Annotated in this window: 16 protein-coding genes; 7 read left to right on the plus strand and 9 right to left on the minus strand. The window is 72.9% G+C overall.

What is annotated here, in order from left to right; all coding sequences use genetic code 11:
• The first annotated feature begins 23 nt into the window (after window positions 1–23).
• From ACLJT4_RS33060 to ACLJT4_RS33075, 4 genes are all read left to right on the plus strand, one after another.
• Entirely contained in the window at window positions 24–2,804 is a 2,781-nt protein-coding gene (locus ACLJT4_RS33060; protein WP_411128021.1) for a LuxR C-terminal-related transcriptional regulator, read from the plus strand.
• Window positions 2,794–5,574 (plus strand): ATP-binding protein, encoded by a 2,781-nt coding sequence (locus tag ACLJT4_RS33065; RefSeq protein ID WP_411128023.1) that lies wholly within the window; start codon window positions 2,794–2,796, stop codon window positions 5,572–5,574. The genes ACLJT4_RS33060 and ACLJT4_RS33065 overlap by 11 nt, the downstream gene beginning before the upstream one ends.
• A gap of 514 nt (window positions 5,575–6,088) precedes the next feature.
• Window positions 6,089–6,670 carry a PAS domain-containing protein gene (locus tag ACLJT4_RS33070; protein WP_016577550.1) on the plus strand — a complete coding sequence of 194 codons (582 nt, stop codon included), beginning with the start codon at window positions 6,089–6,091 and terminating at the stop codon, window positions 6,668–6,670.
• Between the two features lie 700 nt (window positions 6,671–7,370).
• Window positions 7,371–8,132, plus strand: a complete 762-nt coding sequence (locus ACLJT4_RS33075; protein WP_411128025.1) for a DeoR/GlpR family DNA-binding transcription regulator — start codon at window positions 7,371–7,373, stop codon at window positions 8,130–8,132.
• Window positions 8,133–8,137: 5 nt separating this feature from the next.
• Here ACLJT4_RS33075 and ACLJT4_RS33080 read toward each other — a convergent pair whose 3' ends face one another.
• A complete protein-coding gene (locus tag ACLJT4_RS33080) occupies window positions 8,138–9,205 on the minus strand; it encodes an Lrp/AsnC family transcriptional regulator (protein WP_411128027.1) in 1,068 nt (355 codons plus the stop codon).
• A 120-nt stretch (window positions 9,206–9,325) separates the two neighbouring features.
• Between ACLJT4_RS33080 and ACLJT4_RS33085 the strand changes: the two genes are divergently transcribed.
• Window positions 9,326–10,591, plus strand: a complete 1,266-nt coding sequence (locus tag ACLJT4_RS33085) for a M20 metallopeptidase family protein (RefSeq protein WP_411128029.1) — start codon at window positions 9,326–9,328, stop codon at window positions 10,589–10,591.
• A 60-nt stretch (window positions 10,592–10,651) separates the two neighbouring features.
• Entirely contained in the window at window positions 10,652–11,677 is a 1,026-nt protein-coding gene (locus ACLJT4_RS33090; protein WP_411128031.1) for an aminoglycoside phosphotransferase family protein, read from the plus strand.
• Between the two features lie 92 nt (window positions 11,678–11,769).
• On the opposite strand, the gene ACLJT4_RS33095 is transcribed toward ACLJT4_RS33090, so the two are convergent.
• Both ACLJT4_RS33095 and lgt read right to left on the minus strand, forming a co-directional pair.
• Window positions 11,770–12,423 carry a DUF4360 domain-containing protein gene (locus ACLJT4_RS33095; protein ID WP_411128033.1) on the minus strand — a complete coding sequence of 218 codons (654 nt, stop codon included), beginning with the start codon at window positions 12,421–12,423 and terminating at the stop codon, window positions 11,770–11,772.
• A gap of 220 nt (window positions 12,424–12,643) precedes the next feature.
• Entirely contained in the window at window positions 12,644–13,501 is an 858-nt protein-coding gene (gene lgt, locus ACLJT4_RS33100) for a prolipoprotein diacylglyceryl transferase (RefSeq protein WP_411128035.1), read from the minus strand.
• Window positions 13,502–13,621: 120 nt separating this feature from the next.
• On the opposite strand from lgt, the gene ACLJT4_RS33105 reads away from it, so the two are divergent.
• Window positions 13,622–14,101: a MarR family winged helix-turn-helix transcriptional regulator gene (locus ACLJT4_RS33105; protein WP_233661964.1), complete on the plus strand. Its 480-nt coding sequence runs from the start codon at window positions 13,622–13,624 to the stop codon at window positions 14,099–14,101.
• Between the two features lie 10 nt (window positions 14,102–14,111).
• On the opposite strand, the gene ACLJT4_RS33110 is transcribed toward ACLJT4_RS33105, so the two are convergent.
• The 6 genes from ACLJT4_RS33110 to ACLJT4_RS33135 all read right to left on the minus strand — a co-directional run bounded on the left by ACLJT4_RS33110 (window position 14,112) and on the right by ACLJT4_RS33135 (window position 23,987).
• Window positions 14,112–14,693, minus strand: a complete 582-nt coding sequence (locus ACLJT4_RS33110) for a methyltransferase family protein (RefSeq protein WP_411128037.1) — start codon at window positions 14,691–14,693, stop codon at window positions 14,112–14,114.
• A gap of 145 nt (window positions 14,694–14,838) precedes the next feature.
• A complete protein-coding gene (sbnA, locus tag ACLJT4_RS33115) occupies window positions 14,839–15,825 on the minus strand; it encodes a 2,3-diaminopropionate biosynthesis protein SbnA (protein WP_411128039.1) in 987 nt (328 codons plus the stop codon).
• Between the two features lie 36 nt (window positions 15,826–15,861).
• Window positions 15,862–16,932 (minus strand): 2,3-diaminopropionate biosynthesis protein SbnB, encoded by a 1,071-nt coding sequence (gene sbnB / locus ACLJT4_RS33120; RefSeq protein WP_411128041.1) that lies wholly within the window; start codon window positions 16,930–16,932, stop codon window positions 15,862–15,864.
• Window positions 16,929–17,933: a TauD/TfdA family dioxygenase gene (locus ACLJT4_RS33125; RefSeq protein WP_411128043.1), complete on the minus strand. Its 1,005-nt coding sequence runs from the start codon at window positions 17,931–17,933 to the stop codon at window positions 16,929–16,931. The genes sbnB and ACLJT4_RS33125 overlap by 4 nt, the downstream gene beginning before the upstream one ends.
• A gap of 78 nt (window positions 17,934–18,011) precedes the next feature.
• Window positions 18,012–21,233: a non-ribosomal peptide synthetase gene (locus ACLJT4_RS33130; protein ID WP_411128045.1), complete on the minus strand. Its 3,222-nt coding sequence runs from the start codon at window positions 21,231–21,233 to the stop codon at window positions 18,012–18,014.
• Window positions 21,234–21,344: 111 nt separating this feature from the next.
• Window positions 21,345–23,987 carry a Pls/PosA family non-ribosomal peptide synthetase gene (locus ACLJT4_RS33135; RefSeq protein ID WP_411128047.1) on the minus strand — a complete coding sequence of 881 codons (2,643 nt, stop codon included), beginning with the start codon at window positions 23,985–23,987 and terminating at the stop codon, window positions 21,345–21,347.
• Between the last annotated feature and the right edge of the window lie 863 nt (window positions 23,988–24,850).

Consider the following 24,850-nt stretch of genomic DNA (forward strand, 5'->3'; position numbering starts at 1 on the left):
CCGACGCCCACGGCGACCCCGCCATGCTCCTGGAATGCGGCCGGGAACAGCGCCTCATCGGTGACGTCCTGCACCGACTCGGCCAGGGAGCCGGATCGATCCTCACCTTGACCGGACGGCCGGGCCACGCCCAGAACGCGCTGGTCCGCTGGGGTGCCTGTCGTGCCAGACACCACGGACTGCGCGTGCTGCGGGCCCAGGCGACACCCACCGAACGCGACCTCAGACACGGCGCCGTCCTCCAACTGCTGGCCCCCCTCGACGGCAACGACGGCCGCACCCTGGACGCCCTGATCGGCCACGCCGGCCCGCCGCCACTGCCCGGGATCGCGGACGTGCTGAGGTGCGCCGGCACCGCACCCACGCTCCTCGTGGTCGAGGACGTCCAATGGCTGGACCCGGCCTCCCACACCTGGCTGCAGACCCTGCTGCGCCACTTCGGCCCGCACCTGCCGCTCGCCGCCCTCGCCAGCAGCTGCGGAGGCACCGGGGCCTTCGACGCCGCGGACGACGCCGCCGGCCCGGCACACCGGGACGACGTGCCGGCCCGGCACGTCGTCGTGCCCCCGCTCACCGACCGCGGGGTCGCCGCCACCGTCCGCGCCTACTGCGGCACCCCCGGCGACGAGGAGTTCGTCGCCGCGCTCACCTCCGCCACCGCCGGCAACCCGGCCGTCCTGCGGGACGTGCTGCGCCAGTTCACCGCACTCGGCCACCAGCCCGACGCCGCCCACCTCCCCCAACTCCACGCCCTCACCGCGGGCGTCGTCGGCGACCACACGGTGCGCGCCCTGGACGGTCTGCCGTCCGAGGTGAACTCCGTGCTGCGGGCCCTGGCCGTCTGCGGCGACCTGCTCGACTTCACCCGGGTCCACGCCCTCGCCGGCGCCCGCTCCCTGTCGCAGGACCGGATCCGCACCCTGCTGTCGAACGTCGGCCTGACGGTGTCCGTCGGCGACAAGGTCCACATCCGCTTCCCCGCCTCCAAGGCCCGCGTCATCGAGGACATGCCGGCGGCGGAGCGCGCCGACCTCTACGGCCGCGCGGCCGCGCTCGCCCACGGCGCCGGCGTCAACGACGAGGACGTCGCCCACCTCCTGCTGCGCTCGCCACCGCTCGGCGCACCCTGGGTCGTGCCGCTGCTGCGCCGCGGTTTCGTCGCGGCCCTGCGCAGGGAGGACCACCAGCGTGCCTGTGCCTGTCTCTCCCGGGCCCTGCAAGAACCCCTCGACCCCGACGAACGCAGCCGGCTGACCCTGGAGCTGGCCGCCGCCGAAGCGGTCGCCCGGCCCGACGCCGGCGACCGACGTCTGAGGGAACTGGTCCGCAACGCACCGCCCACCGGCGAAGTCCCTTCGGCCGGAGCCGGGTTGGGCGTGCGCGCCATCGATCTGGGCTTGGCCCGGGGGAACAGCGAATGGGCGCGCAGCACGGCGGGCGAGGCCCTCCCGGACGCCGGACCGGCCGACCGGGAAGAGCTCGTCGCACTCTTCTGGCTGGCCGCGGTCCGGGACGACGACGCGCCGATGATCCCCGTGGTGCCCCCGCTGCCCGACCGCCCGGCACCACCGGCCCAGGCCGGCGCCCGCGCCTGGCAACTCGCCACCGAGGGCGAGGACGCCGACAAGGCCAGGAAACTGGCCCGGATCGCCCTGACCGGTGACCCGGGCGAGAGCCTGATGATGCCGCGACTGGCGGCCTGCGCCGCGCTGTTCGCCACCGACGACCACGACGAGGCGGTGCACGGCCTCGACGAGATGCTCGTCACCGCCCGCCGCGCCCACCTGCGCAGTCTGGCCGCCCGCGTCCTCAACCTGCGGGCCCGCCTGCACCTGTGCGCGGCGCGGCTGGACGCCGCCGAACGGGACCTGGACGGCGCCGAACGCGCGCTGCCACCGACGAGTTGGCACCCGCGGGCCCTGCCCAACCTGATCGCCACCCGCATCCTCCTCAGCGTGGAGGCCGGCCGCCCGGACCGGGCCAGGCAACTCGCCACCGCCCCGGTGCCCGCCGGCGGCGAAGAGGGCGTGTGGTGGCCCTCGTTGCTGTTCGCCCGCGCCCGGCTGGCCGCGGCCGACGGCGATTGGGCGGAAGCGCTGCGGTTGTCCCTGGAGTCGGGCCGTCGGCTGTTGCGCCGACAGTGGGTCAACCCGGCCCTGCTGAGCTGGCGCCCGTTGGCCGCGGAGGCGTCCGTGGAGACCGGCGACCCGGCGGAGGCGCGACGCCTGCGCGACGAGGAACTCGCCCTCGCCGACCGGTGGGGCACCGCGAGCGCCCGCGGGGCCGCCCGTCTGTGGACGCGCGCCCTCTTCGCCGACGACCGGGACCAGGCCGTCCGCCGCTCCCGCGAGGCCACCGAACTGCTGCGGAACTCGCCGGCCCGCCTCGCCTACCTGTGGAGCCGGCTGTACCAGGCCGGTGCCGAGGCCGCCCTGGGGGACGCGGCCGCGGCGGCACGCTGCGTGGAAGAGGTCTCCCGGACGGTCGCCGCCCTCCCCACCAGCCGCCTCGCCACGACCGCCCGCACCCTGTCCGTCGCCGCGGTGCCCCATCAGGTCGGCGCCGTGCCGCGCACCGCCCTCGTCCCACCCGGCTGGCGCGCCCTGACCGAGGCGGAGCGGCGCACCGTGCTGCTCGCCGCCCGCGGCCACGGCAACCGGCAGATCGCCGAACAACTCGCCGTCAGCCGGCGCACCGTGGAGCTCCGGCTGAGCAACGCCTACCGCAAGCTGCAGATCGGCGGCCGCAAGGAGCTGTACCGGCTCCTGGAAGCGGTGGAAGGGCCGATCGCGGATGCTTGTTGAGCGGGAGGACGAACTGGCCCGGATCCGGACCGCCCTCGACGCCGCGGCGGCGGGTGACTCCTCACTCCTCCTCGTCACCGGCCCGCTCGGCAGCGGACGTTCGACGCTGCTGCGCCGAGTGCCGGAGCTCGCCGGCGACGACGCCCGGGTGCTGCGGGCCTGCGCCGCCTGGCGGGAACGCGACTTCCCGTTCGGCATCGCCCGCCAGCTCTTCGACCACCTGCTGAACGGCGCCGGACCCGCCCGGCGCGCCACCGGCGCCGAGCAGTTCGGCGACCCGATGGACGCCGACGACCGCCACAGCGGACCGGGCCCCGAGCGCGAGGTCTCCGACGTCGTCCTGCACGGCGCCCAGTCATTGCTGGCCGACGCCGGCGCGCACCGGCGGTTGCTGATCCTGATCGACGACCTCCAGTGGGCCGACGGCCCCTCGCTGCGCTGGGTGGCGCACCTCACCCGGCGGTTGCACGGGCTGCGCGCGCTCCTGGTGTGCACGCTCGCCGACGGCGACCACCGGGCCCGCCATCCCCTGGTGCGCGAGGTCGTCGGTGCCGCCCGCGACGTCCTCCGCCCGGCGCCACTGTCCCGGGACGCCGTCCGCACCCTGCTCACCGAAGCGCACAGACAGCCGCCGCCGGAGGCGCTGGTGCGGGCCCTGCACGACGCGTCCGGCGGCAATCCGCTGTTCGTCACCGCCTTCCGGCGCGCCTTGGACCGGACCGGCCCGCCGGACCACACTGAACCATCCCTCGCTGTGGGGGAGTTGAGCCCCACCGTGCTGCGTGACCGGATCGCGGGGCACCTGCGGATCCAGCCCCAGTCGGTGCGTGACGTCGCCGTGGCCCTCGCCGCCCTGGGCGACCACAGCGACCCGGCGCTGCTGGCCCAACTCGCCGGCGTCGACGAGGTGGGCTTCGCCGGGATCCGGCGCGCCCTCGTCGACGCCGGCCTGCTCGCCCGCGGACGGGACGTCCGCTTCGTCCACGGGGTGGTCCGGGACGCCGCGGACTCCCTCCTCACCCTCGGCGAACGCGAACGCGCCCACGACGCCGCCGCGGACCTGCTGTACCGCTGCGGGCGGCCCGCCGAACAGGTCGCCGGGCATCTGCTGGCCGTCGTCCACCCGGGCCGGCCCTGGTCGGAGAACGTCCTGCGGGCCGCGGCGTGCAACGCGTCGCGCGCCGGGCGGCCCGGCGACGCCGCCCGGTACCTGCGCCGCGCCCTGCTGCACCATCGCACCCAGGACGACAGCCGGGCCCGGCTCCTGATCGACCTGGCCACCGCCGAACGCGCCATCGACCCCGACGCCTGTGTGCGCCACGTCGGCCAGGCCGTCGCCCTGCTGCCCACCCCGCGCGACCGGGCCGCCGCCGTACTGCGCGTCCCGCCCAGTCTGCTCGCCGTGCCCAGCCCGTCCGCCGTGGAACTGGTGCGGCAGGCGGTCCGCACGCTCGACGACCCCGCCCGACCGGACGAGGAGGAGGCCGGCGCCGGCGAACTCGGGCTGCGCCTGGAGGCGTGGCTGCGGCACTCCGGCCACGAGAACCCCGTCGAGCTGACGTCCTCGGTCGAACGGCTGCGACGGATGGGACCGCGCCCCGCGGTGGACAGCGTCGCCGAACGCGAACTGGTCTCCGTGCTGCTGTGCGCGGGTGCCCTGAGCGGCCGGCTCAGCGCCCGGGAGATCGCCCGGACCGGCAACCGCATCCTCGAACGCGAACCGGCCGTCGCCGCCCACGCCCACAGCACCCTGCCGCTCGTGCTGATCTCGCTGTTCGTCGCCGAGTCCGTGCACGGCGTCGCCTCCTGGCTGGCCAGCGAACAGCGCACCCGCCGCCTGTACGCGACCGGCGCGGACGACGTGCTGCTGGCCGCCGAACGGGCCTTCGTCCTCATGGCGCAGGGCCGCCCGGCCGCGGCCAGGGAACACGTCGAGAGCGCGCTGACCATGGGCCCCGACGGATGGCTGGAACCGGCCGTGCTGATGCTCGCGTCGGTCGTCTACGAACTGCGGGACCAGACCCTGAGCGAACGCCTGCTGGCCCGCACCCGCGACCGTCGCCGGGCCGGGCTCGCCCGCACCGCCACCGGGCAGATCCTCCAGGCCGGCATCGACACCCAACGCGGCCGCTCCCGGGAGGCCCTGGACGCGCTGTTGGCCTGCGGGCGGCGGCTGGAAACGGCGGGCTGGCGCAACTCCGCGCTGCTGCCGTGGCGCCCGTACGCGATCGGCCTGCACCAGCGGCTCGGCGAGACCGCGGCGGCGCTCCGGCTCGCCGAGGACGAACTGGCGTGGGCCCGGGACTGGGGAGCACCGACGAACCTGGGCCGCGCCCTGCGCCTGAAGGGCTGGCTGCTGCAGGACGACGGGCTGGACCTGCTGCGCGAGGCCGTCGACATCCTGCGTGCCTCGGCCCACACGGTGGAACTGGCCCGGACGCTCATCGTGCTGGGCCGTCGACTGCACGGCGGTCCGGAGGCGGAGGCCGTACTACGGGAGGCCGCCGGGATCGCCGCGGCCTGTGGCGTGCCGTGGCTCGCCGAACGGGCCGGGCAGGGCCTCGGCACCGCCACCGTGCCGCCGGTCGCCACCCTCACCCCCAGCGAACGGCGCGTGGTGTCCCTCGTGGGCCGGGGCCTGACCAACCAGAACATCGCCGCCGAACTCGGCGTGAGTTCCCGGGCCGTGGAGAAGCACCTCACCAGCGTCTACCGGAAGCTCGGCGTCTCCGGCCGCCGCGAGTTGGTGAACGCGCTCCCGGACCGGTGACCCCGCGGCCGGCCGCGCCGGTCGTCGTCGTGCGCCCCGCCCCGCGCCTCACGCGCCCCCGCCCGCCCGGGGCGTCCCTGGCCGTCCTGCGCACGCCCGTACGGTCATGACAAGAACCTCAAGGAAACCTCAAGCGGAAGCGGGGGTAGTCACGTTCCTCACGACCGCCGTGTCCGATGTGTCACCTTTGGTCACCGCGGCTCCGCCCTTGCGGACCGAACCTCGGCAAGTACGGACCACGGATTTAGAGGTGGGCAGATGTCGTGCGTTGACGCGTCGAGCAGCGGCTAACTACGCTCCGTTTCAAGGAAATCGAAACTCGCCGACGCGAATCGCGTCGAACTCTGATCGAATTCCTGATTCCGTTTCTGTGGGTTCTTAAAATTCGGGGGTTATCCGAAAGGATGGCGGTCTCGTGACTATCACTCACCTCACCGACTCGCATGACCGTACGACCGGCGGGGTGATATCCGCGCAGACCGCCCCGGCGGGCGAGCCCGGGAGCCCCGGGCTGATGGCCTCCCTCGACCGCGACCTCACCATCAAGCACGCCAACCAGGAGTTCCGCCGCAGTTTCGGCGACTCCGCCGGTGACGTCTGCGGGCGCAGCTTCCGCGACCTGATGCACCCGAGCGTGCAGCAACCGCTGATGCGCCAGTTCTCCCGGCTCATCGAGGGCAAGCGCCACCGCTTCGCCTCGCACGTGGTCGCCGTGGGCGCCCGGGACTCGGCCTTCGCCGGCACCCTCACGGCCTCGGCGGTCACCGGCGAAACCCCGGACGTCGCCGCGATCCTGGTGCTCATGGACTCGTCCGGCGGCACCGGCACCGCGGAGGCCGACGTCATGACCCCGCAGAAGAAGTTCCTGACCGAGATCGACGCGCGCATCCTCGAAGGCATCGCGGCCGGGCTGTCCACCATCCCGCTCGCCTCGCGCCTCTACCTCAGCCGCCAGGGCGTGGAGTACCACGTCACCGGGTTGCTGCGGAAGCTGCGGGTGCCCAACCGCGCCGCGCTGGTCTCCCGCGCCTACTCCATGGGCATCCTCAACGTCGGCGCCTGGCCCCCGAAGGTCGTGGACGACTTCATCAAGTGACGCCTACCGGCCGCCGTCCGCACCTCCCGGCCGCCGTGCGCCCGCCCGCCCCACCCCGCCCGTGCCGCCCGGCGTCCGCCTCCCGCGAGGCGGCGCCCGGCGGCACGGGCGCTTCGTTGCCCTGCTCGCCTTTATCCATTCCCGTGTTACGCGCCCGCAATATTTCTGCACCCACTCTCGGCCACGCCGCGACCGGTTCCGCTCGGCCGCCCGTCGCATCGTTTCTGCTGACCGTTTTCGTGGCCCGCGCGGGGCGCTCCGGCGATGCGATCCGGCCGCCGTCGCACCGCGACCGGAACGGCCGGCGGAATACTCCCGGTAACCCCTCTTCTGCTGCCGCGAGTTCGGGTCGAGGCGCATTCTTCCGCACCTCGTACACCACGGTTCACACGTTTTCCCCTTCGCCGTCACGAGCTTTGTTACGGGCGGAAGACCGCACACGGACGCGTCGTCCATACGTGCGTAGCGACGTGGTCAAACGGAACCCAGGAGGTGCCCCCGACGCCCCTGCGCGGGCTGTGTACCTGGTGACCGTTTTCACCACGGGCGGCCCGGACGGCACCGCACCCCGGCGCCCGCCCGGGGCCGTCGCACCACCGCCCCGGACGCAGAGGCCTGGTCGCCATGGCCCAGGCTTGTTTGAATCACCCCCACTCGGCCGGACGGCACGGAGTCGGACCGGTAGCGCAGGAGGAACACCGTGGACGCTGAGGACCGCCGCAGGGGCATGCTGGAACTCGTCCGGAGCACCGGGTCGGTCGACGTCGTCCGGCTCGCCGAGGAGTTCGCCGTCAGCCGGGAGACGGTCCGCCGGGACTTGAACGTCCTGGAGGACCACGGGTTGGTCCGGCGCCGGCACGGCGGCGTGTACCCCGTGGCGGGGGCGGGCCTCGAAACCACCCTCGCCTTCCGCTCGACGCACCGGGCCCCGGAGAAGTCCCGGATCGCCGCCGCGGCGGCCGGACTCCTCAGCGACGCCGAAACCGTCTTCATCGACGAGGGCTTCACCCCGCAGCTCATCGCCGAAGCCCTGCCGCGGGACCGGCCGTTGACGATCGTCACCGCATCACTCGCGGTGGTCAGCGCCGTGGCGACGAGCGCGCAGACCGACGTGCTGCTCCTGGGCGGCCGGGTCCGGCAGGGCGCGATGGCAACCGTCGACCACTGGGCCGTGCGCATGCTCTCCGACTTCGTCGTCGACCTGGCCTACCTCGGCGCCAACGGCATCTCGCGGACCCACGGCCTGACCACGCCCGACCCCGCGGTCGGCCAGGTCAAGGCGCAGGCGATCCGGGCCGCCCGCCGCCGGGTCTTCGCCGGCGTGCACACCAAGTTCGGCCCCGCGAGCTTCTGCCGGTTCGGCGACGTGGGCGACCTGGACACCATCGTCACGGGCACCGGCCTCCCGGCCGCCGAAGCCCACCGCTACCAACTGCTGGGCCCCAAGGTGATCCGAGTCTGACCCCCCTACGGGCGGCGCGGCCGGGCGCCGGACCCGGGCCAGAGCGCGAGCGGCGTCGCCCCCACCCGATAGCCCTCCTCGTCCAGGAGGTGGCCGCCGTGCTTCATGGGCCACAGGGCGACCGCGCGTTCGGCGACCGTCAGGTCCGGGGCCCGTTCGGCGAGGCGCACCTCGAAGCCCTGGGCGTCGTCGAGGGAACGGACCCAGGCGACCAGGTGCAGGTTGTGGCGGCTGATGACGCTGGCGCACAGGCGCACCTCGCGCATCCCGGTGACCCGCCGGGTCACCTCCCGCAGCCGGTCCGCCGGCACGTGGCCCCACAGGCTCACCGTGACCGGCCACTCCGACAGCGGGCGCGCGACCTCGCACCGCGCGTGCAGCATGTCCGCGGCGAAGAGCCGGCCGACGCGACGCCGCACGGTGTCGGGACCGACGCCGCACTGGTCGGCCAGCGCCCGGTAGGTGGCCCGACCGTCCACCGACAGCGCGGTGACCAGCCGTAGGTCCAGGTCGTCGAGGGGGAACGCGGGGGTGTCCGGCCGCCGGCGCGGAGCGGCCGCGGCGAGCTGGGCGACCTGACCCCGGTCCAGGGCCCGCAGCCGCCACCGACTGCCCTCGGTGTGGACCGGGCCGGCCAGGTGCGTGCGGACGCCCAGGACGCCGTCCAGCGCGGCGAGGTCCTGCCGCACCCAGCGGGACAGCGCGGCCGGATCGCGGGCCATGACGTTCAGTTGCAGGTCGTGGTCCCCCGTGACGTGGGAGAGCGCCGCGACGTGCGGTGCGGCCGTCAGCGCCCGGGCGACGTCGTGCAACAGCCCCGGCGCGCAGTCGATCTCGACGAAGGCCAGGCACCCCTGGCCCGACGCGGCCAGCACCGGCGCGGGATGCGCACCGATCCAGGCGGCGCCGGCCTCGGTCAGCCGGTGCCAGCGCCGGGCCACCGTCACCGCGTCCAGTCCCAGGACCGCACCGATCCGGGTCCAACTGGCCCGCGGTGCGATCTGCAGGGCGTGCACCAGGGCCTGGTCCACATGATCCAGGGACCGGGGCGACGGCCCGGAATCCTGCACCACAACCGTCTCCTCAGGTTTTTCCGGCGGATCCGGGCCGCTGGTCGGCTCAACCTTCAACCTGGACCCGGGTACGGGCGGACCGTACCAGGCAACCCCCGACCAACAGGAGTGGGATTCGGCATGTCGGCACTGGAACGCGCCAAGGAACTGCAACCCGAACTGGCGCGGCTGCGCCGGTCGCTGCACCGGGAACCGGAGTTGGGCCTGGCTCTGCCGCGCACGCAGGAGAAGGTGCTCGCCGCTCTCGACGGACTGCCGTTGGAGATCACCCTCGGCACGGGACTCACGTCGGTGACCGCCGTCCTGCGGGGCGGCCGACCCGGCGGCGCGGTGCTGCTCCGGGGCGACATGGACGCCCTGCCGGTCGCAGAGCAGAGCGGAGTGGCCTACGCCTCCGAGGTCCCCGGCCGGATGCACGCCTGCGGACACGACCTGCACACCGCCGGACTGGTCGGCGCGGCCCGGCTGTTGGCCGAACGCCGGGAACACCTGCACGGCGACGTGGTGTTCATGTTCCAACCCGGGGAGGAGGGCCACAACGGCGCCGGCGCGATGATCGAGGAGGGTGTCCTGGACGCGGCGGGCAAACCGCTCGACGCGGCCTACGCGCTGCACGTCGCGGCCAACCAGGTGCCCGGCGGCGTGGTCATCACCCGCTCCGGCACCATCACCTCCGCCTCCGACCTGCTGACGGTAACGGTGCGGGGCCGGGGCGGCCACGGCTCGACGCCGGCCCTGGCCAAGGACCCCGTCCCGGTCGCCTGCGAGATGGTCACCGCGTTGCAGAGCTGGGTGACCCGCACCTTCGACATCTTCGACCCGGTCGTCGTCACCGTCGGCACCTTCCACGCCGGCACCCAGGCCAACGTCATCCCCGAGACCGCCGAGTTCCGGGCCACCGTGCGCAGCTACTCCGAGGCGGCCGGGGAACGCCTCGCCGAGGGACTGCCCCGGCTGGTGCGCTCGATCGCCGCCGCACACGGCCTCGAAGCGGAGGCGGACTACGCACGGCACTACCCGGTCACCGTCAACGACCCGGACGAGACCGCCTTCGCCCTGACCGCCGCGCGCGAACTGTTCCCGCCGCAGCAGGTCTGGGAATCCCCCCAACCCACCAACGGCTCCGAGGACTTCGCGCACGTCCTGCAGCGCGTCCCCGGCGCGATGCTGCTGGTGGGCGCGGCACCCGAAGGGAGCGACTGGCAGCACGCCCCGATGAACCACTCGCCGCTGGCCGTCTTCGACGACCGGGTGCTCCACCAACAGGCGGCGCTCCTGAGCGAACTCGCCGAACGCCGACTGGCCGCCACGGCGGCGCCCGCACCCGCGGCGCCCGCACCCGCGGCGCCCGCACCCGCGGCGCCCGCACCCGCGTCGTCGGCGTGACCCGCGCGGCGGCCCCGAAAACCGCTGGTGACCGGCGGGGCCGCGTGCTGGGATGAGCAGATGCGAGACGACGCGTCGAGGGCGGTGGACCGGGGCCGGTACCCGACGGCGGTCACGCCCTGGGAAGACCCGGACTGGCGGGACGCCGCCCTGGGCTGGGCCCGCACCGAGCTGGCCGCACACGGCCTGCGGGTGTGCGGGCCGGCGCGCGTACGGCTGCGACCCTGGTCGGTCCTGGTACGGCTGCCCGTCGCGGAACGCGGCGCCGTCTGGTTCAAGGCCAACCCGCCGGGGAGCGCCTTCGAGGCGGGGCTGACCGCGGCCCTGGCCCGCTGGGCGCCCGGCCACGTGCTGGCTCCGCTCGCCGCCGACGCCGCCCGTGCCTGGCTGCTGCTGCCGGACGGCGGGGAACTGTTCCGGGACGTGCTCGACCGCGCTCCCACCGACCCGCGCGCCTGGGAGCAGCCGCTCGCCCAGTACGCCGCCCTGCAGCGCACGCTTCTGCCGCACGTCCCGGACCTCGCACGCCTCGGCGTGCCCGGCGCGCCCACCGCGCGGCTGCCGGACCTCTTCGACCGGCTGGTGGCGGAGAACCCCGCACTGTCACCGGACGACCGGGCCCGGCTGCGTGCCCTGCGGCCGCGCCTGGCCAGGTGGTGCGCGGACCTCGCCGACCTGGGCATCGCGGACACCCTCGACCACGCCGACCTGCACGACGGCCAGCTCTTCGCCCCGCAGCCGGGTCGGTTCACCTTCTTCGACTGGGGCGACGCCGCGCTCTCCCACCCGTTCTGCAGCTTCCTGGTCCCGGCCCTGGCCGCCCGCGAACGCTACGGACCGGACGTCCTGCCGCGCCTCCGGGACGCCTATCTGGAGCCGTGGACGGGCGGCGGCCTCGCGGCGGCCGAACTGCGCCGTGCGATGCGCCCGGCCTGGCGGCTCGGCACGCTCGGCCGGGTCCGTGCCTGGGGCCGCCTCTTCCCCGCGCCCGCCGATGAGCCCGGTGACGCCGCCCCGCCCGGCGCCGCCGAGAGCGCCGCATGGCTGTGCGCACTCCACTCCGACGACTCCGAACCGCCGATCTGACCCGTCCGGCCCACCGGGGCCGCCCGGCGGTCCGGGACGGCAACGGGGCCCGCACGCACCGACGCGCGGGCCCCGGCCGTGCTCGACGTCGCCTACCTCCGCGCGGGGCACTGCTTCCAGGCGAAGTGGTACAGGGTGTTGATGCTGCCGTCCGTGGAGTCCATGGCCATGTAGCTGGTGGACTTGGGATCCGCCGACGAACCGTCCAACCGCAGTTCGGTGTTGATGTTGAAGTAGCGCTCCTCGCCGCAGGGCGCGTAGACCAGCTGGTCGACGTCGGTCTCGTCCGAGGTCTGCCAGTTGTTGTCGTAGGGGCCGGTGAAGGGATGGCTCTTGCGGGCCGTCTCCGACTGCCCCTGGAAGTAGTAGTTCGCCTGTTCCAGACCCTTGGCGCCAGGGGCCAGCGAGGCGTAACCGCGGTAGTCGGCCCGCGCGACGGCGTACGTGAAGCCCTGTGGGACGTGCACGCTGAGCGCGATCTGGCAGTTCTTGCGGGCGTCGGTGGGCTTGCTGCCGCCGCCGACCTGGGCGAGGTACTCGCTGTAGGTGACGGTGAAGGCGGTGTTGTCAGGGGCGACGGCCACGGCGGCGCTGCCGGGTCTGCACCCCGATCCGTTGACCGTGGCCACGGTGATGGTGATCTGTCCGGTCGGCGGTTCGTCGCCGAACCGCGCTGGCGTGGTGGGGGATGCCGATCCGAGGAGCAAGGCTGCCGCTGCGGCACCAGCACTGAGCGTGCTGAGCATGGGCTCTTCCTTCCGGTCGTCCTGGACCCGCGACGCGGGCACACCAGGAGTGGAATGACGAGCGCATGCCAGCACGGGGATCTCGGCTTGCACAGCTCTGTTCACCGGGATTGGGGCGAACCTACGCCTTGTTTCGGACGCCCGCCGCGCCCCGCCCCCGACCCCGGCCCCGACGACGAAGGCCGTCGGCGCGCCGCGGGGGCGGACGGCGCCGGGCGGGCTACTTCGTGCCGGTGCTGAGGCCGTCCGAACGGTCCGCGTCGTCCGGTTCCGGGCCCTTTCCGGGGGAGCGGCGCCAGGTGACGAGGATGTAGGTGAGCGAGCCGACGATCAGGGCCGCCGAGACCCAGTCGTTCAGGCGCAGCCCCAGGAAGTGGTTGGCGTGGTCGATGCGGAGCGCCTCGATCCAGACCCGGCCCGCCGCGTACGCCAGGACGTAGATGGCGAACAACCGGCCGCGGGGCAGCCGGTACCGGCGGTCGAGCCAGAGCAGCAGGGCCATGACGCCGACGTCCCACAGCGATTCGTACAGGAACGTGGGGTGGTAGAACGCGACGGTGGGGCTGTCCGGGGGCCGGTGGGCGGGGTCGATCAGCAACTTCCACGGCAGGTTCGTGGGACCGCCGTACAGTTCCTGGTTGAAGTAGTTGCCCCAGCGGCCGATGCCCTGCGCCAGGACCAGACCGGGGGCGACCGCGTCGGCGAAGTCGGCCAGTTTGATGCCGCGCCGACGGCACCCGAGCCAGGCACCGAACGCGCCGAGCGCCACCGCACCGGGGATGCCGAGGCCGCCGTTCCAGACGTACAGCGCCTCGATGGGGCGCTTCCCCGGTGCGAAGTACAGCTCGGGGTCGGTGATCACGTGGTAGAGCCGGCCGCCCAGCAGGCCGAACGGCACCGCCCACATCGCGATGTCGGCGATCTCCTGGGGATCCCGTCCGCGCGCCGCCCACCGGCGCTGGGACAACCACACCGCGACGAATATGCCCAGGATGATGCAGAGCGCGTACGCGCGGATGGGCACGGGGCCCAGGTGCCAGACCCCCTGCGAGGGGCTCGGCAGATACGCCAGGTTCATACGGTCGACCGTTCTCACGGGCGGACCCGGCGGACTGCCGGGCAGGACGGGCCCGAGATTACATCGGACACCGAAATTCCCCCGGGGATCCGTGGCGAACAGCGCAGGTAAAGTGCCCGCATGCCGCCGCAGCCCCGCTCCCACCGCCCCGTGCACCGGTCGGCGGACGCCCACCGGCTGACCGAGGCCGTCACCCGTCTGCGGCGCGCTCTGCGCGCATCGATCCGCACCGATTACCCGTGGGAGACGCTGCCCATGGCCCAGGTCGAACTGCTCCAGGTGCTCGCCGCGCACTCACCCGCGCGGATCGGCGACCTGGCCGCCCGCCAACGCCTGGCCGCCAGCACCGTCAGCGGCCTCATCGGGCAGATGATCACCGCCGGCCTGGTCGCCCGGGCCGTCGACCCCGCGGACCGCCGCGCCTCCGCCGTCACACTGACCCCGGCCGGCGGCGACCAGCTCGCGGCCTGGACCCGCGCCCACGAGAACCGGCTGGACGCGGCCCTGGCGTCGTTGGACGAACCCGACCGCGCGGCCGTCCGAGCCGCGCTGCCCGCCCTCTTCCACCTCGCCGCGTTCCTGGAGGACGCCGACGGATGACGGCGCCGGCTCACCACACGCCCGGCACCAACCTCCGCGTCCGGGCCGCGTACGACCGGTACTCCTCGCCCAACGCGTCGAGCAGCATCCGCTCCTCCACGCGGATCCGGTAGCCCACGGCGAGCAGACAGCACACCGTGCACACCAGCCACGACGCCGCGTTGTCGAGCAGCAGCGCCAGGGCCGCGGCGGCGAGCAGCATGCCGCTGTAGGCAGGGTGCCGGACGTAGCGGTACGGACCCGAGGCCACCACCCGGTGGCCGTGCTGGATGTGCACCGTGCCGCGGAAGAAACGGCCCAGCGCGACGATCGCCCACAGCCGGATCCCGATCCCGGCCCAGGCCACCACCAGCACCGCCAGACGCACCGTCGGCGACTGCGTGGAGTACGACAGGGCCGGCACCGCGGCCCGGAGCGGCGCCGCCAGGGCGATCCCGCCGCCGATCAGCACCGGGAAGACCAGCAGACTGAGCCGCTCGGTCCGCTCCGTGCGCTCACTGCGCCACCGCTGGCGCACCTGGAGCAGCACCTCGGCCGCCGCCCAGGCCCAGAGGGTGACGACGAGCGCGGTGTGTACGACGTGGTGCAGCACGGCACCTCCCGGTCGTTCCCGGACCCCGTACCCCGATGCGGGGTCGTGCGTCGCCAGCTTCGCACCCGAGCCGGGTGGAGTGGATCCACTCAGGGGTGGAGCCCGGGTGGATCCACACCGGGAACCGGTGCGCGACCGGCGCCGCTCAGGCCGACCTCACGTCCGCCGCGAGTTCCTCGGTGGCCAGCACCCCCTCGCCGTACAGGGCCTGGAGCCAGTTGGTCTGGTAGATGGTGTCCAGGTACCGCTCGCCGAGGTCCGGGGCGATCGCCACCGCGGTCACCGCGTGGCCGTCGTTCCGGGACAGCCACTCCACGGCGCCGCTGACGACGGTGCCGGTGGACCCGCCGAACAGGAAGCCGCGCCGGGCCAGCCGGTGGCAGGCCCGCACGGTGTCCGCCTCCTCGACGCGGACCAGGTCGTCGACGTAGGACTCGTCCAGCAGCGCCGGACGCACGCTCGTCCCCAGCCCGGGGATCATCCGTCGGCCCGGCTCGCCGCCGAAGGTCACCGAGCCGACGCTGTCCACGGCCACCACCCGCACCCGGCGGTGCCACTCCCGGAAGTAGCGGGCGCAGCCCATCAGCGTCCCGGTGGTGCCGGCGCCGACGAACAGCACGTCGAGCTGCGGGAAGCGGCGGGCGATGGCCGGCGCCGTGGTGCGGTAGTGCGCCCGCCAGTTGTTGGCGTTGGCGTACTGGTTGAGCCACACGTAGCGTTCGTCGGCCGCGCACAACGCCCCGACGTGGGCGATCCGCGCGCCGAGCAGACCGCCTTCGGCCGCCGGCTCGGCGACGATGTGCACCCGGCCGCCCATCGCCTCCATGAACCGGCGCGCCGAGAGGTTGCAGCGGGCGTCGGTCACGCACAGGAATCCGTAGCCCTTGCTGGCGGCGATGATGCTCAGCGCCACGCCCAGGTTCCCGGAGGAGGACTCGACCAGGATGCAGCCCGGTTTGAGGACGCCGTTCCGCTCGGCGGCCGCCACCATCTCGCTCGCCGCCTTGAGCTTGATCGAACCGGCGAAGTTGAAACCCTCGCATTTCAGGAACAGTGCCTGCCCCACGATCGACCGCAGGTCGACGTAGAGGTCCTCGGCGTTGAACTCCATCGGAACGGAAATGACCGTCATGACGTCCACCTCATCAGCGACAGTGCTCTGGGCCGGTCAGCCATGGCGGCGCAGCTCGTGGAAGAAGTCGTCGACGACGTGCAGTTCGCCGGAGCGGGCCACCTCGCCGTAGACGTGTTTGCCGACCGCGAGGTCGAGGACGCCGAGGCCGAAGGGCGAGAACACCACGGTCCGGTCGGGGGGAACCGCCACCCGCCCGGTCAGCACGTCATCGAGTGTGCCGAGCAGGAAGTCCCGCCGCCCGGTGAGCTGTTCGGCAAGGTGGGGAGAGGTGTCGGCCTTCAGGCAGTGTTCGACGTCGTCGACGATGTTGGTGGCGGAGAGCAGGATCTCGGGGGCGAGGTCGCGCAGCGAGACGTGCAGCACCAGCGGGTGGTGGTCGAACCACGCGGCCTCGCTGACGTGCGGGCGGGCGGCGACGGTGGCGAAGACGACCAGGTCGCTGGTGCGGATCAGCTGCTCGGCACTGTCGTGCACGGTGATCCACTGTTTGGCGCCCGACTGCTCCAGGTAGAGGCGGAAGCCGGCGGCGCTGTCCGGGGACAGGTCGTGGATGCCGATCTGGTCGAATTCCCAGCCGGTTTGGGTGAGGAAGGTGTGGATGTAGCGGGCGATGAGGCCGGTGCCGAAGAAGCCGATGGTGCGGGGGCGGGGTCGGTTGTGGGTGAGTTGGTTGGCGGCGAGTGTGGCGGAGGCTGCGGTCCTGGTGGCGCTGATGATGGAGCTTTCCAGGCAGGCGAAGGGGTAGCCGGTGTCGTGGTCGTTGAGGATGAGGACGGCGGAGGCGCGGGGGATTCCGTTGGCCACGTTGGTGGGGAAGCTGGAGATCCATTTGAGGCCGTCGACGGGGGTGGGTCCGCCGAGGGAGGCGGGGAGGGCGATGATGCGGGAGGTGGGGCGGTCGGGGAAGCGTAGGAAGTAGGAGGGTGGGTTGATGGTGTCGCCGGTGCCGTGCAGGCGGTAGGTGGCCTCGATCAGGTCCACGATCTCGGGTGCCCTGCCCTGGAGGGCGCGTTGGACCTGCGCCCCGGAGATCACTGCGAACGACGGCGCGGTGGGCGGCACGGGATCGGCGGGTTGCGGAACGGGCGGGTGCAGGGTGGTCACGGTGCGGTCACCTCGATGCTGGGGGAGCAGTCGGACAGGCGGATCGGGTCGGCCAGCGCGACGAGGACGTCGCGGGGGCCGTCGAACGGCTCCCGGCTGTGTGCGGTGCGGATGTTGTCCACCACCATCAGGTCGCCGTCCTGCCACGGTTCGCGTGCGGTGTGGGTCTGGTAGACCGTGTTCACCAGCTCGACGACGTCCGGGTCCAGCGGGTCGCCGTTGCCGTAGCGGGTGTTGAAGGGGAGTCCGTCGGCGCCGTAGGTGTCGACCAGGTACTCCCGGATCTCCGGGGCGATCGTCCATGCGTTGAGGAAGGCGATCTGGTTGAACCAGCAGCGCTGTCCGGAGACCGGGTGGCGCACGACGGCGCTGCGGCGTTGGCGGGTGTGGAGGGTGCCGTCGGGTTGCCAGTCGAAGGCGATGGCGTTGGCGCGGCAGTAGCGTTCGACGGCCTCGCGGTCGTCGGTGCCGAACGCTTCGGCGACGGAGGCCCCGATCTCGTCGTTGTAGCTGCGGGTCAGCAACCAGCCCTGCCGTTCGAAGCGCTTGACCACTTTCCTGGGCAGGGCGTTCAACACGCTCGTCGCATCCGCCACCGCGGTGGCCCCGCCGTCGGTGGGGGCGGTCAGGCACGCGAAGAGCATCAGGCGGGGGAAGCGGAGCGTGTAGCTGAGTTCGTGGTGCATGCACATCGGTTGGTTCTGCGGCCACTTGGACGACGAGTACACGCCCGCGCCGTAACTGTGCCGGGGGGCGAAGCTCTCCGTCTCCGCCATCAGATCGGCGGACAGGGCCGTGAAGGTGGCCACCGCCGCGGCGGCGTCGTGCAGACCGAGACCGCGGACCAGGACGGCGCCGTGTGCGGCGACGGTGGCCCGCAGCGCGTCCTTGTGCCGGGCCGCCCAGTCCGCCGGGTCGCCGTGGGCGTCGGCCAGGAGCAACGGTGGTTTCCCGGGCCGCAGTTCCACGCCGGGCAGGGTCGTTGACGGTGGCGATGACATGTCGGGTGCTCTCCTGTGGTGGGTGCGTACGGGGGTGCGGGTGGGTGTCCGGCGCGGCCGGTGTCTCCGGCGTGCCGTTCAGGAAGAGGTCGGCAGGGGGACGGCGGCGAGTACGGCGCGGGCCGCCTCGGTCGGGCGGATGCGCGGGAACAGGTGGCCGCCGTCGGGAATCCGGTGCAGCGCGACGCGGTCGGCCAGCAGTCCCCAGTCGTCGTGCGCCCGGACGGCGTCGGCGGTACCCGGGTCGTCGTCGGCGACGACGACGGTGAGCGGTGCGGTCAGCTTCGTGGCCGGCGGGCGGTCGAGGAGCTCGGCGAAGAAGTGGTGTGCGGCCAGGCAGTCGTGCCGGTAGGCGGCGCCGGCGCGCAGGGCGGGTGCGGAGTCGGGCGCGCCGAGCGGGTGCCGGTCGTGGTCCGCGCCCAGTTCCTTGGCGATCTCGGCGTCGCTCCGGATGGCCAACGCGCCTGCCGCGGCGCGCCGTTCGGCCGCCGAACCGAGCAGCTGGGCGCCGACGAACACCCGCCGCACGGGCGTCCCACGGGCTTGCAGCCGCTGGGCGGTGGCCACGGCCAGCGCCGCGCCCGACGAGTGGCCCCACAGCAGGAGCCCGGTCAGACCGCGTCGGGCGATCTCGGCGACGGTCCGCTCGACGACGTCGTGCAGCGGCGCGAACGGCTCGTCGAGGGCGGCCGGGTCGTGGCCGGGCAGTTCCACGGCGTGCACAGCCCAACCGCCGTTCCCGAGCGCCCGGGCCAGCGGCTGGAAGGTGACCGCGTTGCCCCCGGCGTGGGGGAAGCACACCAGGTGGCCGAGGGGCTCGTCGGCCGGTTCGGTGAGGGTGTGCAGCACATCGTGGCTCGTCTCGCGGCGGCCGTCGACCAGTTCGGCCAGGTCGGCGAGGACCGGGTGGCGGGTGAGGTCCTTCAGCGACACCGCGCGGTCGAGCGCGATGGCCAGTTTGACGGCCGACAGTGAGGTGCCGCCCCGGTCGAAGAAGTGGTCGCCGCGCCCGATCCGGTCCGCGGGGACGCCGAGGACCTCCGCCCAGGCGCGGGCCAACCGCCGTTCGGTGGGGGTGCGCGGTGCACGGCGGCCCTCCTCGGGCGTCCCGGCCCCGGCGGCCAGGGCGGTGAGCGCCGTCCGGTCGGTCTTGCCGTTGGGCGTCAACGGCAACCGGGCCCGCCAGTGGAAGGCACCGGGGACCATGTAGGGCGGCAGCGACTCGGTCAACCGCCCGCGCAGGACGTCCGCCGTCAACGGCCCCGGACCGCTGTAGAAGGCGACCAGGTGCTTGCCCTGCCGGTCGTCCCCGGCGACCACCACGGCCCCGTCCCGGACGCCGGGCACGCGCAGCAGGGCGTTCTCGATCTCGCCGATCTCGATGCGGAAGCCGCGGACCTTGACCTGGGCGTCGCGCCGTCCGAGGAACTCCAGCTTCCCGCCGGGCAGCCACCGGCCGTAGTCGCCGCCCTGGTAGAGCCGCTGCCCCGGACGGTGGGGGTCGTCGAGGAAGGCCAGTCGGGTGCGTTCGGGGTCGTTGACGTAGCCGCGGCCGACGCAGACACCGGAGAAGACGATCTGCCCGGGGGCGCCCAGCGGTACCGGCTCCAGCCGCTCGTCGACGACGTAGACGCGGACGTTGGGCACGCACGGCCCGAGCGGGACCCGGCCGTCGGTGGGGGCCCGGTCCATGACCTCGTGGTTGGTGTCGTCGGAGGTCTCGGTCAGGCCGTAGGCGTTGACGAGCCGGACGCCCGGCCGCGCGGCGAACCAGCGCTGGACGAGTGCGTTCTTCAGCGCCTCACCGGTCACCGAGACGCACCGCAGGTCGGGCAGCGGGTGCGGGTGGAGTTCCAGGTGGGACAGGACGGCTTCGAGGTAGGAGGGGACGACTTGCAGGACGGTGACGCGGCCGTCGGCGAGGGTGTCGACGAAGCGTGGGACGTCCATGATTGTCTGCTGGTCGACGAGGTGGGTGCGGCCGCCGACGAGGAGGGCGGCGACCAGTTGCCACAGGGAGATGTCGAAGCATTGGGGGGCGGTCTGGGCGACGACCTGTCCTTCGGTGATGCCGAGGTCGGTGATCTTGGCGTGCAGGTGGTTGAGGAATCCGGCGTGCTCGCACATCGCGCCCTTGGGCTCCCCGGTGGAGCCGCTGGTGAAGTAGATGTACGCGAGTTGGCAGGGGCCGACCGCGACGCCCAGGTCGTCGGCTGCGTGGCCGCCGTGGCGGGCGGAGTCGACGTCGAGCGTGCGGATGTCGGGCAGGGTGGCCAGGGCCGGGTCGAGGGTGCTGGTGCTGTCGCGTTCCGTCAGCACGAACCGGCACTCGGCGCGGGTGAGCATGGCGGCGATGCGGTCGGCGGGGAAGCCCGGCTCGATGGGGAGGTAGACGCCGCCGGCCTTGAAGACGGCCAGGACGGCGGCCAGCCAGTCCAGATTGCGTTCCGTGACGACGGCGACCACGTCCTCGCGGGCCAGTCCCCGGTCCAGCAGGGCGTGCCCCAGGCGGTTGGCCCGTTCGTTGAGCTCCCGGTAGGTCCACCGCTGGGCGCCGTGCACGGCGGCGACGGCGTCCGGATGGGCGCGCACCCGCTTCTCGAACAGTTCGTGGAAGCGCCGGTCGGGCACCTCGCGCTCGGGTCCGGCCAACCCGTCGAGCTGATAACGGCGTTCGGCGTCGGAGAGCAGGGTCCCCTGTCGGTGCTCGGCGTCCGGATCCGCCGCGAACCGGGCCAGTGCCGTGCGGTGGTAGCCGGTTATTCGGGCCGCGGCGTCCGCGTCCAGCATGTCGGTGCGGTACCGCAGCCGCAGGGTGAGCCGCCCATCGGCCCGCGCCGCCGCCACCCGGAGCACCGTGCTGTCGGCCAGCTCGCCGTGGGCGTCGGAGAGGTCCAGTTCGGTCTCGAACGGCGCCTGCTCGGGGCCCGGTTCGACCTTCAGACCATGCACCGCCCGTGCGGACTCCCGGGCCAGTTCCCGCCAGGTGCCGGGTGTGGTGGACAGTCGGCAGGGCAGCGCCGGCCCGCCGTCGGCGGCACGGAACCCGGTGGTGACGTCCGGTTCCCCCGACAGTGCGGCGAGGACCGCGGCGTGCGCGGCCAACAACACCGCTGCCAGGGGCACGCCATGCGCGTCGGCCACCTGCTCCAACCGTGTCACCAGCGCGTCGGACAGCGGCAGTTCGTGATCGGCGAGGCCGGGTTCCGGAGCGGCGGTCCATCGTGGGACCACGGTGAATCCTGCGCCGGTCGGGGCCGTGCGCCGGCGCTCGCGGTCATCGTCCTTCGGTGTCTTCATCGGACTTCCTTAGCTGGCTCGGGCCGGGGCGTGCCGGTCGGCGGTTCGGCGCGGTGCGTGGGCGAGGCGTTGCGGTGCGGCCCGGTGGCGGCGGGCCGTTGTGGTGCCCCGTCAGCCCGGGGTGGGCTCGGCGACGGTCGTGCCGTGGTGCGGGGAACGCGGTGACGGTGCCGGGCGGGCGACCGTCCCCGGGGGTTCCGTCGGAGTGTCCGCGGGGGAGCGATGCGGCCGGTGGTCGCGCACCGCGGTGGCGGGGTTGCCCGCCCAGAGGGCGTGGGCTGGTACGTCCTCGCCCTTCATGAGGAAGGAGTCGGCGGCGAGGGTGGCGCCGTCGCCCAGGGTGACGCCGTAGTGGACGAGCGAACCGACGCCGAGGGTGCAGCCGGCGCCGAGGGTGCTGCGGTCGGACTTGAAGGTGCCGTCTTCCTGGGAGTGGCATTGGATGCGGCTGCCGGTGTTGAGGGTGCAGTCGTCGCCGATGGTGGTGAGGGTCCGCTCGGAGGGGTGGCAGCCGTCGTCGAAGACCCGGCGTCCCAGGCGGACGCCGTGCAGGCGCCACACGAGGTTCTTGAAGGGGGTGCCGTTGAAGGCGTTGAAGTGGGTGTCGGGGACCTTCCACAGCCGCTCGTGGTGCCAGAAGTACGGGTCGTAGATGGAGCAGACCTGCGGCTGCAACGGGCGGAACCGCGTCATGCACCGCTCCACCAGCGCGTAGTAGACGGCGGTGAACCCCAAGCTCCCCGCCAGGAAGCCGGCGTCCAGGGCGAGTCCGACGCCGCCGTCGCCGTTGGCGGTCGCCAGGCTCAGCAGCGTCAGGCCGAAGACGTGCACCCACCGGATGAGCAGGACCAGGCCGATGGTGCGGAGGTTGTAGCGGTTCTTGGCGGCCAGCCGCCGCTGCAGTTCGTCGCCGCTGCGCAGGTGGTCGAAGCGGCTGTCGCGCTCCACCGACCGCGGGATCTCGAAGCACGGCGAACCGAGCAGCCCCACACCGGTGCGGACCTCCCCGTCGAGCGGCACCATCACCTTGGTCGCCAGCAGGCAGTTGTCGCCGGTGCGCCCGCCCGCCGGATAGGCGATGTAGTTGCCCAGGAAACTGTGGTTGCCGATCGTCGTGCGGGAGACGCTGAAGGAGGTCCGGGAGACCTCGGCGTTGAGCAGCGACAGGCCGTCGGCGACCATCGTGCCGGTGCCGACCGTGCTCAGGTAAGGCGAGTCGTGCTGGAGCCCGATGCCGAAGTTCGAGCCGGTCTGCTCGACGGGGGACAGGCGGTACCCCAGGCCCCGTTGCAGGTAGCTGACGATGGCGGAGCTGTCCCCGAAGAGCCAGACGAAGAACTTGAGGTTGGTCATCCGCGCGACCGTGCGGTGCACGGAGTAACGGAAGCCGTAGAGCGGGTAGGCCGTCCCGGGTACGAGCAGCCGGTGCAACAGGCGCGGAACGGTGCCCAGCACGGCCAGTCCCACGACGACGAAGCCGAAGAACCCCACGAGGGAGAGCACCAGGGCGTCGAGGAGCAGCGCGCCGGCGGTGACGGACTGCGGGGCGAGGTCGTCCGGGCCGCCCAGCACCGGGACCCGGGTCAGCAGCAGGGCGGTGCCGGCGACGACCAGCGGCACGCCGAGGAGCAACGCCTTCGCCAGGCCCACCACGCCGAACGCGGCCCGTCGCCAGGTGCCGCACCGCACCGGTGGGACCCGGACGTAGTCGACCTCGGTGGGCTGCGCCGGCGAGCCGTGCCACCGTTGGCCACCGGGCACGGTCGTGCCGCGCGGCAGCGCGGAGGTGTGGCCGAGCTGCGCACCGTCGCCCATCGAGGTGTCGATGTCCAGGACGGTCCGCTCGCCCACGAACACGTCCCGGCCGAGGGCGACCGGCCCGGTCTGGATCCGCCCGGCGTGGGCCCGGTAGCAGAGCAGGAACGCGTCCTTGCGGATCACCGACCCGGCGCCGATCGTGAGCAGGTCGGTGCAGACCGGGACCGTGCGGGACAGGATCGTGACGTGTCTGCCGACCTTCGCCCCGAGGGCTCGCAGGTAGAGCACGTACACGGGACTGCCGACGAACAGCACGACGGGGTTGGCGTGCAGCAGGACCTTCACGATCCAGAAGCGCAGGTACGTCAGCCCCCAGACCGGAAACGCGCGGGCCGTCCACCGGCCTATGAGGAGCCATTTGGCGAGGATCGGGAAAGCGCACAGCCCGAGGAATTCGGCGCTCCCGAAGACGACCGCCCGTCCGTAGACACCGCTCGCTCCCGAACCGTCGGCCACCCACCGGTATCCGCCCGTGGTGGCGAATGCGACGAGGCCCGAATATCCGAGGAAGAACAACAACTGCGCCGCCCCGCACAGGACATAGCGCAGGGTGCTGCCGGCGAGTGGCGCTTCTTCCGGCGGTGCGGCGGGCGGGGCGGATTCCGCGGCGCCGGGAGCGGTTCGGGCGGGCGCGGAACCGGCCACCGCGATGGCGAGGCTGCGCACCGTCGAGTGCTGGTAGACGTCCTTCATCGACACCGGTGGCAAATCCGGCCGCTTTCTGACCCGTGCGCAGAAGTGGGCCATCACCAGTGAGTCGGCACCGAGGTCAGCGAAGAAATGACCGTCGACCGCGACCCGTTCGGTGCGCACGACCTCGGCGAGCAATGTGGCGAAGGCGCGTTCCACGCCGGCCGTTGAATCACCGTCGTCCGCGGGGGGCGTGGTGGATTCCGGCGGGTCGCCGGGCGGGCCGTCGACGGGTTCTCTCACCATGCGAGCTCCTTGAGCGCCTCGTGCGCATTCCGCGCACTGAATCCGATGTCGCCGGACCTGCGGGTCGGGGCGGGCCCGTGGGTGCCGCGGGGCCGGCGGAGGGCGTGCCGTGGTGTGGTGCGTCAGGGCGCGTTCGCCCTGTTGAGCGGGGGGATCGGGCCGTTGCGGGCATGCGGACGTCGCGGGCGTACCCGCAACGGCGCCAGTGCCGTGAGAAGTGCCGTTCCTCGGGCACCACCTGTCCGACGACGCGCAGCAGTCATCGCCCGAAAGCGGTGTCCCATGACGTATCGGAGGACGCCGAAATCCTCAACGCGCCCTCAGCCAGGGGAATTCACCAACGGTTCCGGGCATAACCCCAGATGTACCGTTGATGACAAAGGACATACGGCTCCCCGATGGTTTCCCGGTGCCCGCGAGTGCCGTCGATCCTCGACCTTTTCGCCCGGGCTCAGCCGTTTCGTACCCACGGTTGGCAGGCCGATCGAGGCGTACCCGCGTTCGCCGTTCGGCGCACTTCCGCAACCCGGCCGACGGCAGAACTAAGGGATACCTCACAACGATCAATCGGCTACTCGCCGGGGGCTTCCAGTGACCATCCCGGCTCGCTTCCGGCCGAAGTCAAAACGACGCGCAGAGGGAATCCAGCATTGTGCCCCCTTTCCGATCCGATCGAATGGGGTCGTTGAAGAACGTAGGACCCGACCGGAAGTCGAACTAGGCAGGTGTAGGCCAATAAAAATACGCGCCTGCACACGGCGAAAAAGGATCAACCCGTCCGTTCCCCTGAGGTTCGGCCACCGTGCGACGCAGCCTCACATGAGGTTCACCACCTGCTGGTTCGTGCCGCGCCCGCCCCGCCC

The organism is Streptomyces sp. x-19, assembly GCF_046549115.1.
Taxonomy (GTDB): Bacteria; Actinomycetota; Actinomycetes; order Streptomycetales; family Streptomycetaceae; genus Streptomyces; species Streptomyces albulus_C.

Excerpts from the sequence above, each read along its gene's own strand:
- ACLJT4_RS33060 (WP_411128021.1), top strand. The coding sequence starts at position 24 with ATGCTCCTGGAATGCGGCCGGGAACAGCGCCTCATCGGTGACGTCCTG.
- ACLJT4_RS33065 (WP_411128023.1), top strand. The coding sequence starts at position 2,794 with ATGCTTGTTGAGCGGGAGGACGAACTGGCCCGGATCCGGACCGCCCTC.
- ACLJT4_RS33070 (WP_016577550.1), top strand. The coding sequence starts at position 6,089 with ATGGCCTCCCTCGACCGCGACCTCACCATCAAGCACGCCAACCAGGAG.
- ACLJT4_RS33085 (WP_411128029.1), top strand. The coding sequence starts at position 9,326 with ATGTCGGCACTGGAACGCGCCAAGGAACTGCAACCCGAACTGGCGCGG.
- ACLJT4_RS33090 (WP_411128031.1), top strand. The coding sequence starts at position 10,652 with ATGCGAGACGACGCGTCGAGGGCGGTGGACCGGGGCCGGTACCCGACG.
- ACLJT4_RS33095 (WP_411128033.1), bottom strand. The coding sequence starts at position 12,423 with ATGCTCAGCACGCTCAGTGCTGGTGCCGCAGCGGCAGCCTTGCTCCTC.
- lgt (WP_411128035.1), bottom strand. The coding sequence starts at position 13,501 with ATGAACCTGGCGTATCTGCCGAGCCCCTCGCAGGGGGTCTGGCACCTG.
- ACLJT4_RS33105 (WP_233661964.1), top strand. The coding sequence starts at position 13,622 with ATGCCGCCGCAGCCCCGCTCCCACCGCCCCGTGCACCGGTCGGCGGAC.
- sbnA (WP_411128039.1), bottom strand. The coding sequence starts at position 15,825 with ATGACGGTCATTTCCGTTCCGATGGAGTTCAACGCCGAGGACCTCTAC.
- ACLJT4_RS33125 (WP_411128043.1), bottom strand. The coding sequence starts at position 17,933 with ATGTCATCGCCACCGTCAACGACCCTGCCCGGCGTGGAACTGCGGCCC.
- ACLJT4_RS33130 (WP_411128045.1), bottom strand. The coding sequence starts at position 21,233 with ATGAAGACACCGAAGGACGATGACCGCGAGCGCCGGCGCACGGCCCCG.
- ACLJT4_RS33135 (WP_411128047.1), bottom strand. The coding sequence starts at position 23,987 with ATGGTGAGAGAACCCGTCGACGGCCCGCCCGGCGACCCGCCGGAATCC.